This is a genomic window from Paenibacillus sp. ATY16 (assembly GCF_003399985.2).
Classification (GTDB): domain Bacteria; phylum Bacillota; class Bacilli; order Paenibacillales; family Paenibacillaceae; genus Pristimantibacillus; species Pristimantibacillus glycanilyticus.
In genome coordinates, this window is the sequence record NZ_NMOK02000022.1 from 129,832 (window position 1) to 143,255 (window position 13,424).

9 protein-coding genes are annotated in these 13,424 nt (G+C 53.2%); 1 reads left to right on the forward strand and 8 read right to left on the reverse strand.

Features of this window, described 5'->3' with window-relative positions; genetic code table 11:
- Positions 1–21: 21 nt before the first annotated feature.
- From CFI03_RS12300 to CFI03_RS12335, 8 genes are all read right to left on the reverse strand, one after another.
- On the reverse strand, positions 22–300 hold the full coding sequence (locus CFI03_RS12300) for a hypothetical protein (protein ID WP_116393844.1): 279 nt from the start codon (positions 298–300) through the stop codon (positions 22–24).
- A complete protein-coding gene (locus CFI03_RS12305) occupies positions 297–638 on the reverse strand; it encodes an alpha-helical endospore appendage domain-containing protein (RefSeq protein WP_116393845.1) in 342 nt (113 codons plus the stop codon). The genes CFI03_RS12300 and CFI03_RS12305 overlap by 4 nt, the downstream gene beginning before the upstream one ends.
- A gap of 25 nt (positions 639–663) precedes the next feature.
- Positions 664–951: a hypothetical protein gene (locus CFI03_RS12310; RefSeq protein WP_015843055.1), complete on the reverse strand. Its 288-nt coding sequence runs from the start codon at positions 949–951 to the stop codon at positions 664–666.
- A 98-nt stretch (positions 952–1,049) separates the two neighbouring features.
- Complete coding sequence (locus CFI03_RS12315; protein WP_116393846.1) at positions 1,050–2,402, reverse strand: glycosyltransferase; 1,353 nt, start codon at positions 2,400–2,402, stop codon at positions 1,050–1,052.
- Positions 2,403–2,419: 17 nt separating this feature from the next.
- Positions 2,420–3,142 (reverse strand): sugar phosphate nucleotidyltransferase, encoded by a 723-nt coding sequence (locus tag CFI03_RS12320; RefSeq protein WP_116393847.1) that lies wholly within the window; start codon positions 3,140–3,142, stop codon positions 2,420–2,422.
- A 29-nt stretch (positions 3,143–3,171) separates the two neighbouring features.
- Positions 3,172–3,924 (reverse strand): glycosyltransferase family 2 protein, encoded by a 753-nt coding sequence (locus tag CFI03_RS12325; protein ID WP_116393848.1) that lies wholly within the window; start codon positions 3,922–3,924, stop codon positions 3,172–3,174.
- Positions 3,925–4,111: 187 nt separating this feature from the next.
- Positions 4,112–10,834 (reverse strand): WIAG-tail domain, encoded by a 6,723-nt coding sequence (locus tag CFI03_RS12330; RefSeq protein ID WP_116393849.1) that lies wholly within the window; start codon positions 10,832–10,834, stop codon positions 4,112–4,114.
- Between the two features lie 100 nt (positions 10,835–10,934).
- Complete coding sequence (locus tag CFI03_RS12335) at positions 10,935–12,248, reverse strand: glycosyltransferase family 4 protein (protein WP_116393850.1); 1,314 nt, start codon at positions 12,246–12,248, stop codon at positions 10,935–10,937.
- 173 nt (positions 12,249–12,421) lie between these two features.
- Here CFI03_RS12335 and asd point away from each other — a divergent pair, with 173 nt between their 5' ends.
- A complete protein-coding gene (gene asd / locus CFI03_RS12340; RefSeq protein ID WP_116393851.1) occupies positions 12,422–13,210 on the forward strand; it encodes an archaetidylserine decarboxylase in 789 nt (262 codons plus the stop codon).
- The last annotated feature ends 214 nt before the right edge of the window (positions 13,211–13,424 follow it).

The following is a 13,424-nucleotide window of genomic DNA, read 5'->3' on the forward strand; positions in this document are numbered from 1 at the left end:
CCTTCATGGATGACTTCTATCTTACAGCCTGCTGATCTTGGCGTTCAGCCAAGGGCTGCCGGGGCGCCCCCGCTTCAGACGCTTGCCGCGCATGGTCAGCCCCGTTACCGACTCCGCTATATTTTTCTGCATGGACGTTAGGAGCTTCACATTCTCGGCAATGCTTCTGGCAAGCGCCGGGGAAGCCTCCGATACGTCGGCGATGCTGTTCAGAATGCGGGCAAGCGCCGTCTGGCTGCTTGCGAGAGAAGAGAGAATCTCCAGCTTCACTTGCTGTTCTCTGGACGACTGGAATCTCAATTCATGTCACCCATGCCGCCGAACAGCATCTCCTCGTCGTCCCCGTCATGGTCGCCTCCGCCCTCGTTGCTTTTAGGCAGAACCGAGCGCATGACGGATAGGATCCCTTGGCTCATTTTGTTAACGCCGTCCAATAGTTCAATCACTTGCTCGTTGATTTGGGCTGTCTGTTTAAGCTGCGTTTGATCGCCCAGGAAGGATGCCGCGGTAATATGATTACATATCCAATGACGTGCTTTCTCTGTCTCTTCGGCCTTAGCCTCCAGCATTTTGGCAATATTCCACTGCATATGGGCGGTAGCGCCCAGCATTCGCATATAAGCCTGTTCCCGATTCATGACAAACATCCTCCTTCCGGCAAGCTTACTCTTCTTCCTCCAGGCGAAGCTCGCGGACCGTAAACGTCAGCTGCGCGGCAAGCGTCTCCTGCAATTCGGCTATCGTTGTTAAATAAGAAACAACTCCGCCAAGCAGAGCCTGCGTATTCGACAGCAGTCCATCCGTTCCTCCAAAGTTCGGATTGTTGTCGGGGATGGCCTTCACAACCTCGGCCATCCGCACGACAACATGCCGCTTGGAGTCAATCATGCGAGCCATTTGTTGATGGGAATGCGATAAATGCTCTATTATTTCGTTTACGATCTGCTGCAACTTCCAGCCCCTCCTTTGCAGCAATAAACGTGTCAAGTTCAATTGTCGTCGTCATACTAGCATATGCATCTTTGAAAAAGGGTGATACTTGCGTATGCCTACAGGACCTGACGCAGCTTAACCGGCGGAATTAGAGGCAGCCCCTCCGGCATTGCCTGCAGCTCTTCCGAGGTTAGCGGATATTTCGCCCTTTCGTTCAAATGCCAGGAGACGGCTGCTGCTTCCGTAATAATTTTTCGCTTGGTGCCATTCTCCAGATAATACAGGAAGCCGTCCAGCCCGCTTGCAACTTGCCCGTGCAGGGAAGCGCCGAAATGAACGGAGTGAAGCGCATGCCATTTGGATGCCGCTTCAACCGCGGGCAGCGCGTCCGCAGACGGCCAGCTCCGGAGCAGAACCTGCGGCAGACGCACGACCGGTCCGGACCATTCCCCTTCGATTGGACGTTTGCTTCCTTGTTCGATCCAATAAACCTGCGGGCCAATTCCCTTCACAGCGACACTTTCCGGGTAAAAGGCGATCTCTCCCTTTACCTTAGTCGAAGCTGGCTTCGGATGGCTTGTGCGGACCAGATGAATCCACGCATACGGATTATTCCATTTGGTCATATAGTAAACCATATTTCGGGTGTTAACCTGTTCAAGCTGATCGCCAAGCGCCTTGATGCTGACGCTCCCGAAATGATGGATAAAGGTGTCCCTTGCGATAATAAGGGAGTAACCGAGCAGCCTGGTCCGAATATTATAATCATCATCCTCATAGTTGCCGAATTCGAACCCTTCATCAAGAAAGCCGACCTGCTCCCACAATTCTCGGCGGAACAAGAGGCAGAAGCCCGGCAGCCTGTCTGTTCTCTCCCAGCGCTTCGGATCGGAAATATTATTGAGTCTCGCGAATTCCGGCATATCTTCAATTCTTTCGTAAGGGACCGGAATTTGCTGATCCCCGCTAATATAATTCGTGACCGGCCCCACCATTCCGATTGTGGGATCGCTGTGCAGACAGATTAGCAAGTTGCCAAGCCAGTTATCCGTCACAAGCGTATCATTGTTCAGTATAAGCATCGTTGTGCCTTTGGCCATCATGAGTCCCATATTCACCGCACCCGCGAAGCCGTAATTCTGATCGAGAACACGGTAACGCACCTGACCGTCCAGTTGCTCCAAATATTCGGCTGTCCCGTCAGTCGAAGCGTTGTCGACAACGATAATCTCGTGGGGCTGCTCCGTATTGTCCACGATGCTGTCGATGCAGCCGCGCAAATAATTCACCTGATTGTAGCTCGGGATAATAATGCTTGTTCCCTCGAACAAAGATTGATAGCTGCTTTGACCAGCAAGAAGTCCCTGATTGTATCCTGCCTGCAGACCGGCCTGATAATTAGCCGAACGCCTTCCCTCTTTCGTAGGCGCGGGCTTGAGACGACGAATGCCCCGCGGTTTGCGTCTCACTCACAAATCTCTCCCGTCTAGTATTCTATATCCCAATATCGGGCGGATGCTTCCTTAAGCGACTCGAATGTCCCCGCATCCATCCACCAGCCGGCTAACGTCCGGTAGGTTAATAGACCGGCAGCCGCGTAAAGATTATTCAGATCCGTAATTTCGAGTTCTCCTCTGCTTGACGGGCTGATATTCTCGATTCGCTCGAAAACATCCGAGCTATACATATATAAACCGGTAACCGATAGATTCGACTGCGGCTCCGCGGGCTTTTCTTCTATGTGCTTGATCGCACCGCTAGCATCAAAGACCGGAATCCCGTACCGGTGCGGATCGTCGACTTCCTTAAGAAGCACCATCGCCCCGTCTTGCTGCTGCCGAAAATCATGAATATAAGGCGTTAAATCCTCTTCAAACAAGTTGTCACCCAGAAGAACGAGAAACTTCTCGCCATCCGCAATAAACGGTCTGGCCAGCTGCAGCGCATCCGCAATGCCCCCGGCCCCTTCCTGGATCCGGTATACCAGCGATACCTTCCGGTCTTCGCCGCTGCCGAAATACTGGATAAACGTTCCCGCAGACTGACGGTTCGTGATAATCAGAATATCGTTGATCCCTGCCCTGCGCAGCGATTCGATACCATGATGGATCATCGGATGTCTGCCGACCGGCAGCATATGCTTATTGATATAAGAAGTAAGAGGCATGAGCCGTGTACCGGTTCCGCCCGCCAAAATAACAGCTTTCAAAAGTGCAGCCCTCCTAACCATGTGCAGACTTACAAGGCCATCTCGCGCTTGCGCAGCCGATCCTCGAACCCGCCCCGTTCATCTGTGCATGACAGCAGCCAATAGATCGCCTCCAAATGATCGCCTAAAATTAATCGTTCAAGCGGGTTTTTCCTCTCCCGCTCCGGCCGCGGTTTGTTTATTTTGCCGACATTAACGGTGTGTACGGCCTTCACCTTGAGTCCTTGCTTCACAGCCATCGCGTGGGCAAGCGGAGGGACTGACAAGGCTTCCGCTCCTATCGTATCCAAGCATCTGCGGCTGATCGCATGCGGTACGGCCGTGAACGACATTCCCTTCAGATCAGGCCTTTGAAGAACGGCATTCAAGGCATGCTTAGCCAGCACGACACTATGAACCTTCGCTTTGCGAACCGGACCGGAATAGTTATTCAACGCCGCGTCTACTCCTTTTTCTCTCACCGCGTAAATGAAAGGACGCAAATTAGCAGCTGATATAACCATATCTCCGTCAATAAACAGCAGTACCTCGCCTTTAGCTTCCAATGCCCCTATCGTTCTCCCAACGTCATGACCAAGAGGCTTCCCGAATTGCAGCACTCTTGCCCCCATCTTTCTAGCAATTGCTATGGAACCGTCTGTAGAACCATTGGCAACGACAATAACCTCCGTACGGGGATGTACCTTTGCCGCTTCGCGAATCACGCGCCCGATGGTCGATTTTTCATTCATAACAGGGATAATGACCGATACGGCCGGATTAGGATGAGGTGCGCGTTTCATCCACTGAATCACCTCGGTTTTACGCCTATTAATATTTGCAAGCATATTGATGCACATCACATAGTATGTATGCAGACTGTTGGCGCAACGGCATTTGTACAACTTCCAAGACGTCTGTCCCCCTCCCAATTAAAAAAGAGGATAGGAGCATAGATTTAGCTCCCATCCTCTATTGAATCTATGAATGTTACCGGCCAATGGCGATCCAGTTCATATATCCCTCAGGCTCAAACGAACCTCTGGAGCGGACAATGTTTAGAATGGCGCTGCCTTCGGATTTGCTAAAGACGGATACATAGCATTCCGGATTATCGCAGATGGCGGTAATGGCATAGTCCGTATTGCTGAACGGCTCGTCGAATATAACTTCAATCTCCAGCATCTTCCCTTTTTTGAAGAACGAATACGGGGCAAGGCCGAACTGTTGAATGACCTGACCGGTTCCCGTGGAGCGGATATAGGAAGGCGCCGGTTCCGGCTCTTGCTCCGACTGTTCTTCCGCATCTTCTATGACTGGCGGGAATATCGCCGATACAAGCTCCGGCGCCAATTTATCCAGCGTTATTGCCTCTGTCGCAATATGCCAGCCGCATACGCTGTCTTCCGCCAGCTTCTCTCTCGTTACGCTCTCATTGGCTAGCTTCTCGGTTGTGATGCTCTCATCGGCAAGCTTCTCGACCGTGATGCTTTCTTCTACCAGCTTATCGCCAGTGATGCTGTTGCCGGCAAGCTTATCGCCCGTCACGCTGCCGAACGCCAGCTTCTCGCGGGTAACGCTGCTATTTGCCAGCTTCCCGGATGTGACGCTAAGATCCGCGAGCTTCCAAGTGGTTACACTGTCATCGGCTAGCTTAAGCGTTGTAATGCTGTCATCGGCAAGCTTCTCCGCCGTAACGCTCTCGTCGGCCAATTTGCTGCTAGTCACCGCTTGATCAGCCAGTTTATTGATCGTAACGCTGCCGTCCGCCAGCTTGCTTGCGGTCACACTCTCTTCGGCCAGCTTGCGGCTTGTGATGCTGTCGTCGGCAAGCTTCTCTGCGAGTATGCTGGCATCCCGGAGGATATTGCCGGTAATGGCATCTGCAGCAAGCTTCTCGGCCGTAATGCTTCCAGCCGCGAGCTTCTCGCTTGTAATGCTGTTATCGGCAAGCTTGCTTCCGGTCACCGCTTGATCAGCCAGCTTCTCGCTTGTCACGCTCTCGTCGGCAAGCTTATCGCTGGTCACACTTTCATCAATCAGCTTGCGGCTCGAAATACTGTAGTCGGCTAGCTTACCTGTCGAGACGCTCTCATCCGCCAGCTTGCTTCCGGTGACGGACAGGTCGGCTAGCTTGCTCGTAATGACATTTCCGTCCGCCAGCTTCTCGTAGGTTACGCTCTCCGCAATCAGCTTGCGGCTTGTAATGCTATCGTCGGCAAGCTTCTCGGTTGTCACACTTTCATCGGCTAGCTTGCGGCTTGTAATGCTAGCAGTGGCAAGCTTTTCTTCCGTGACGCTTCCCGCCGCAAGCTTCTCCGTTGTGACGCTCTCATCGGCCAGCTTGCTCCAAGTGACGGCCAGATCGGCCAGCTTGTTGCTTGATACGCTGCCGTCGGCAAGCTTCTCGCCGGTCACACTTTCATCAATCAGCTTCCCGGATGTAATACTGTCGTCGGCAAGCTTCTCGGTCGTGACGCTCTCTTCGGCCAGCTTCTCCGAAGTAATGCTTCCGGAAGCCAGTTTGCCAGTCGTGACACTTTCATCGGCAAGCTTATCGCTTGAGATACTGCCCTCGGCAAGGTTCCAAGCCGTGACACTTCCGCCCGCGAGCTTGCGGGATGTAATACTTTCATCCGCCAGCTTCTCGGTCGTGACGCTCTCGCCTGCCAGCTTCCAGGTGGTCACGCTAGCATCAGCCAGCTTCTCATTCGTTACGCTGCCGCCTGCCAGCTTCTCGGTTGTAACGCTCTCGTCCGCGAGTTTACTGCCGGTAACGGCCAGGTTAGCCAGCTTTAGGCCCGTGATGCTTTCGTCCGCCAGCTTGTCGCCGGTCACGCTTTCGTCCACCAGCTTACGGGTCGTGATGCTTTCGTCCGCCAGCTTCTCGGTCGTGACACTTTCATCCGCCAGCTTGCTGCCGGTAATGCTGTCTGAGGACAGCTTATCAGCCGTAATGCTTCCGGACGCCAGTTTCTCGCCGGTAATGCTGTTATCGGCAAGCTTGCTTCCGGTAACAGCCTGATCAGCCAGCTTTATGCTCGTCACGCTGCCGCCTGCCAGCTTATCGCCAGTCACGCTTTCATCGATTAGCTTACGGCTCGAAATACTGGAATCGGCCAGCTTCCCGGTCGAGACGCTCTCATCCGCCAGCTTGCTGCCAGTGACTGACAGGTCGGCTAGCTTGCTTGTAATGACGCTTCCCTCAGCCAGCTTTTCGGTAATTACGCTTGCCGCGGTCAGCTTGCGGCTTGTAATGCTGTCGTCGGCAAGCTTCTCCGTCGTTACGCTTTCGTCGGCCAGTTTACGCCTTGTAATGCTTTCTGCCGCGAGCTTCTCAGATGTAACGCTTCCCTCAGCCAGCTTTTCCGTCGCAACGCTCTCATCCGCCAGCTTGCTGCCGGTGACAGACAGGTCCGCGAGCTTGCTCGTAATGATATTCCCGTCTGCCAGCTTCTCGCTGGTGACACTCTCATCAACCAGCTTGCGGCTTGTTATGCTGTCGTCGGCAAGCTTATCGGAAGTGACGCTCTCCGCTGCCAATTTACGGCCTGTTACCGCCTGATCGGCCAGCTTGCTCGTCGTTACGCTCTCTTCGGCAAGCTTCTCGGAAGTGACGCTTTCGTCCACCAGCTTGCGGGTTGCAATGCTATCGTCGGCAAGCTTCTCCGCCGTTACGCTGTCGTCTGCCAGCTTCCGGCCAGACACGCTTTCATCCAGCAGCTTCTCGGCCGAGACGCTTTGATCGGCCAGCTTGCTGCTCGTGACGCTTCCGTCCGAAAGCTTATCGCTTGTAATGCTTTCAACAGCCAGCTTACTGCCGGTAATACTTCCGTCGGCCAGCTTGCTGCCCGTAATAATGCCATCTGCCAACTTCCGGCTTGAAATGCTTTCATCCGCCAGCTTATCGCCGGTAATGCTGCCTCCGGCCAGCTTGCTGCCCGTTACGCTTTCGGCAGTCAGCTTATCGCCGGTGATGCTCTCGAATGCCAGCTTCCGGCCTGTCATGCTTGCGTCGGCCAGCTTATCGGCCGTAATGCTGTTATCAGCCAGCTTGTCGTTAGTAATACTGCCTGCCGTCAGCTTGCTTCCGGTAATGCTCTCATCCGAAATCTTCTCGCCCGTGACGCTGTTGTCGGCCAGCTTGCTGCTTGTGATGCTTCCTTCCGCAAGCTTGCCGGTTGTGACGCTCTCATCGGCCAGCTTCCCGGTTGTGATGCTGTCATCCGCCAGCTTATCGGTAACAACGCTGCCGTCAAGCAGCTTGGAGGTTTCGATAATCCCTTCAGCCAACTGCTCCGGCAAAATCGTTTTAGGCTTGAATTCATTAAGAACATCCGCACTCAGGTGATCGAAGGACACCGTGCCTTTCCGAAGATGATAGCTTTGAATGGAATCGGCCTTAATATGCTTGCTCGCAATCGTCTCCAGGCGCAGGTGATCGCCCGATACGGTATCAACTGCCAGCTTGGCGGATGTTACCGCGCCGTTTTGCAGCTTGCTTTCATCGATGCTGCCCGGCGTCAGATGCTTCTCCTGAACGGACAACGGCTGGATATGATCGGCATTAACCGATAAGGAAGCCAGCTTGGTTTCCCGAACCGCACCGTCCGCGAGATGCTCCGTTCCGATAATTTCATCCTGCAGGGCTTCCGAATTTACCGCGCCGGCTTGGATATGGGCTTCCCCTACGCTGAGCGGAGCAAGCTTCGCTTCGGTGACTGCTTCATCGGTCAGATGAATGTTGCGAACGCTGCCCTCTACGATATGAATGCCAAGGACGGAATCATTCGCCAAATGCCTGCTTACGACCGCTTCGTTGCCGATATGGCTGGACTGCACAGCGCCGGTTGCCAGCTTCGGCGCCGTTACCGACTGGTTAGACAAAGCCTCCGTGCCAACCGCTCCGCCGCGGATATGATTCGCTCCGATAATATCCTCCGTCAGATGCTCGGATTGAATGGAGAGCGGCTCGATATGATTCGATTGAATCGAGAACGGGCGTATCAACTCCGAGTAGATGGAGCCTTCCGCAAGTTTGCCAGCCGTAACGCTGCCGTCTGCCAGCTTGGAAGAGGTTACGCTTGAATCGTTCAGCTTTTCGGTTGTTACCGCATCTTTGGACAGCTTGCTTGCCGTTACGGCCTGGTCGGCAATATGATCCGTGTTCACGATATCGTACGACAGATTCATCTCGGTAACGGACTGATAACCCATATGCTCCGCTTGAATAATACCCGTCTGCAGATGCTCCGACTGGATCGCCTGAAGGCCGATTAATTCTGAATGAATCGAGCCCGGAGCAATATGATTCGATTGCACGCTGCCATCCGCCAGCTTGGAGGAGGTAACGTTCGAATCCGCCAGCTTCTCGCTTGTTACCGATTGGGCAGCCAGCTTGCCGGTTGTCACCGCTTGGTCGGACAAATGCTCCGTTTGTACGCTGCTTTCCGACAAATGCTGCCGCGTTACTGCTTCGTCAGCCAAATGAACGGATTGGATGGCGCCGTCCTCAATATGCTCGCTTGCGATAGAAGAATACTGAAGATGACCGCCATGGATGGATGCAGGCTGAATCGCATCGGAATTCACCGCATCTTGCGCGATATGCTGTTCGTTGACGCTGCCATCGCCAAGCTTCGAGGCGGTTACGCTTCGATCGGCCAGCTTGTCGGTTGAAACGGATTCGGGAGCGAGCTTCTGGGAGCCGATGCTATGATCGGCCAGATGATGCGGATGAACGGAGTTCGGAGACAGGTTAAACTCGGTAATCGCACCGTAAGCGATCTTGCCGCTTGTAACCGACAGATCCTGAATGGCATCCGTGCCTACTGCCTGATTGGCGAAATGCTGCTTCTCAATCGCCTTCGGCTTCAAATGCTCGCCGGAGATCGCTTCCGGGGAAATCGCATCCTCGGTTACGGAGCCTGCCGAAAAATGATAGGCGCGGAGCGTATCGGGAGCAAGCTTCTGAAACGTAATAATCTCGTTCTTCAGATGGCCCGTTTCGATGGCGCCCGCAGCGAGCTTGGAGCTTTTGACCGCGCCATCCGCTATTTTTCTATCCGTTACGGCCTGGTCCGCAAGCTGGTGCGTACCCACCGACAGGTCGCTCAGATGATCGGTCGTAATGGCCTGGGGAGCGATTTTCTCCCCTTTCACAGAGCCGTCCTGCAGCTGCTCCCTGCCTACGGAACCGGACTGCAAATGCTGACGCGACACCACCTGATGGGCAATATGGCGCTGCTCGATCTGGCCGATGGCAATATGGTCCGAAATGATGCTGCTGCGCCCGATATGACGGGTTTGCACGGCTTCATTTGTCAGCTTGCTCGAGTTGACGCTTTGATCGACAAGATGCTTGCTCCCAATCTGTCCGGCCACGATATGCTCGCCGGAAACGGTCTCCTGCTGGAGATGACTTGCGTTAACGGCTCCGGGTGCTATCCGCTCGGCGTTTACGGATTGAGGCTGAAGGGCTCCGGTCCCTACCGCTCCTTCCGCCAGATGCTCCTGCGTGATGGCGCCTGGAGCCACGTGCTTCCCCAGGATAGCTCCAATCGATACATGCTCCGCCAGGAGCAGCCCTTGCTTCAGATGAACGGACTCAATCGTATCCGAGGCCAGCTTGCTGCCTGTAATCGCTCCGTCCCGCAATTTGGAATGAGTAACCGATGCCTCGCCAAGCTTCGAATTCGTAATAGCCTCATTGGCTATTTTTTCCGTGCGGACGGCGCTGTTTTGAATTTTATCCGCAGAGATGGAATGGTTGTCGATCAGCTCCTCCGTGATGATAAACGGCTGAAGATGCCGCGATGTAATCGAGCTGTCCGAGATTTTGCTGGAATCAATAGTCCGGTCGGCCAGCTTCTCCGATGTGATGCTGCCATCCTGCAGCTTGCTGCCGTTAATCGAGGAATCCACGATTTTATCCCCGGTAATGGAGCTGTTCGAAAGATGGTTGCCCGTAATGGTTAAAGGCGAAACTTTATTGCCCGTTACGGCTCCGGGGGCAAGATGAATATTTTGCACCGCATAATCGGATAAGGTGGAAGAGTTGATGCTGCCCGGACGCATTTTGTCCGAGTCTACCGAGTAAGGAGCAAGCTTGCTGCCCGTTACGGCGCCATCCACGATATCATCCGTATAGATAAACGGAAACGGTTTGTATAGGTCCTGCTTCTCCACCAGTTTGTCGAGCTTCTTCTCATAAGTTGGCTCAAGTCCCGGTACAGATGTTTTTTCTTCCTTCCGCTCCTGCTTCGATTCTTGCCTTTGCGCTTGCTTAGCTTCCGGCTTCGATTCAGGCTTAACTTCTTGTTGCTTCAGTTCAACCCTAGGCTCCTGCTTCAGCTCCGGAATCGGTACGGGATCAGCATCATAAGAAGCGATTTCCTCAATAAGCCGCTCTGTCTCAGCGTCGCTTATTTCAGCCGATGAGGAGGCATCGGCAACAAGGATCAATTCTTCCGTCAATACAGGGATCAAATCCGTCTCCGCTTGCGGGGCTTCTTCCACTGGAGCTATTGCGTTAATGTTCACCGGCCGGTTCTCTGCAGGTTTAGGCTGCGGAACAAGCAGGTTATTATTCTGAACCTTATTCTTTTTGCTTTTCAATTCATCCAGCCACTTTAATTCCGAGGCATTCGGATTATCAACAAAATAACTCGGCTTACGCCCTTTGGCGCTTTTCGACGATTTACCTTTTGTCATTGACCTCTCCTTCTTTCTTCCTCCCCAAAGTTATTTCACTATATGCTCTTACCCATGGGCGCGCTACTAACGTTTAAGCAACAAAAAAGGACGGCAGCTCTTAACTGCCGTCCTCCCGGGTATAAGGCGTATGATTCAAGTAGCCCATTTCGTAGCTGATTATCTGCTCCTCCTCATGAGCCTTTTCCTGCACGAGCTGCGGAACCGACTCCGGATCTAAGTTTTCATCACTTAACTCCGGGTTGTCGCTGTATTTCAGGTCCGCTTCATTTCTTTGAATCTTTAACCACCGCTTCGCCGTATGTTCCCATGTGAAAAGCTGCTCCACCCGCTGCCTGCTCTTTACCCCCATCTGTCGGCGCAGCGCCGCATTATGGAGCAGGAGCAGGAGCTTGGCAGTCAGCTCGGTTTTGATTTCCGTCTGATTGATGAGAAAACCGGTCTCTCCGTCCTGGATAATTTCCTGCATTCCGCCAGCGCGCGTAGCTATAACCGGAAGGCCCGTTGCCATCGCCTCTACATTCACAAGCCCGAACGCTTCCCGCTTGCCTGAAGGCATGACGGCAATGTCGGCGGCCATGAACCAGCCCGGAACTTCCGAATAGGGCACGTACGGCACGAACCGGACATGCTTCTTGTACCGCTCACCCATCTTTAACAGCTTGCGGGAATAAGCCGTCGTACGGTGCGACCCGTAGAATGGACTTCCGACAATGACGACAAGAAGATCGGGATGGATCTTGATCAGTTTTGGCACGATGGCGAGCAAATGATGCACGCCCTTAAGCGGAATCAGCCTGCCGAGGAAAACAACTACTTTTCGGTGGACCAGGCCTTTACGCTCCCTGTGATGTCTTCGCGCTGCCTCCCCTTCCGCCGTATAGCGGGACTGGAAGCGTCTTGTCTCCACTCCCGGATAGACGACGCGGAGCTTCGCGCTGGCTTCCGGCACCTTCTTAAGGATCAGACCTCGCAGAAATTCGCTGTTTACAATAATCCGGTCCGCTAGAGCAAAGCTTTTGCGGAGCTGCGTCTCGGAGATGTGTCTCGGACTGATGTAAGTGGAAGAATGAAGATTAAGCCATATTTTGGTTTTCGGGTTGGAATGCCTCAGCTTTATAACATAAGTCGGACGGTTCTCGACCTGTATAATTTGCGGACCGAATTTCTTGATAGCACGTCCTATATTCGCAACATAAGCGGAACGTCTGGCAGCATGGAATCTTTCGCATACGACGTCATGAACAAGGCTACGGCGGGGCAAATTGCGCCCGGTTTTCCCGTAAATACGAGGCTCAACACTAGGACGCAGCAGAGGAACGAATTTTTCAACAACCCGTTCGACTGAGCTGCTGTTTCCCGATGGAATCGGATAGGCTCCAGGCGTAACGAATGCCACTTTCACAGGCGACATGTCGAAGGAAGGCCTCCTTCGTTATCAATTTGCAGTTAGCATACGCGAGCGATTCCGTTATTGCCACAAGGTTGCGCGGACGCCTATACTATTGATTTGTAGGAATGGTTGTGTCACACTGTTCGGAGGACACCGAAAGGCAAGACGCAAGGAAAGGACGTGAGTGAGCGGGCATGATGGGATGGTTGTTTCAAGCCATGACGGAGCTTAGTTCGCGCAAATGGATATCCAGACTGACCGGCCGCTTCGCGCAATCGAAGGCAAGCCGCGGCTGGATTCCGAGATTCGCCAGCATGTATAACATCAAAATCGAAGAAGCGGAGAAGCCGCTGGAAGCATACAGCACGTTAAACGAATTTTTTACGAGGCGCCTGAAGCCGGGCTCCCGGATTATTCATGAAGAGACTACAGCACTTATAAGTCCGGTGGACGCCTTGATCACGGGGGCAGGACCAATCAAAGACGGTACGATTGTTAACGTAAAAGGACAGGATTATACGATTGAGGAGCTGCTTAACCGCTCTCCGCGAACAGAGCTATACCGCGACGGATACTACATCGTATTGTACTTAAGTCCAACCGATTATCACCGCATACATACCCCCGTAGACGGACGGATTGTCGAGCGCGAGCATGTTCCCGGCAAGGTATACCCGGTTAACGACTTTGGCCTTCGCCGCATGCGCCGCGTCCTCAGCCGGAATGAAAGACTGATTACCTACATCAAACATGCCGGAGGAGAAACGGCCGTCGTCAAGGTTGGCGCCATGAACGTCAGCAGCATTCGTTATGTGGAGCCCATTCGCGACAAAGCCGTAAAAGGCGGCGAGCTTGCCTACTTCGAGTTCGGCTCAACGGTCGTATTGCTCATGGAGAACGACACCTTCATTCCCCGGCAGGATCTTGCGCACGGATTAAAGGTGAGGATGGGCGAGAAGTTGGGGCAGTTGATTGAGGGGTAAATAGCATGTTTATTGCACGTTAGAAGGCATGCTCATTGCGCATTAAATGTTCTTCCGATCGCCATTGCTCGGGGATTCCTTTGAACAATCCTGGCGGATTGGAATCCCCAGAGCAAAAGCGACCACTTCGTTTCTACAGAAACATTTAATGCTCCAATCGCACTTTTACCCCTAAATAAACTTATTTTTAAGAACCGAATAGAGCCATTTCATT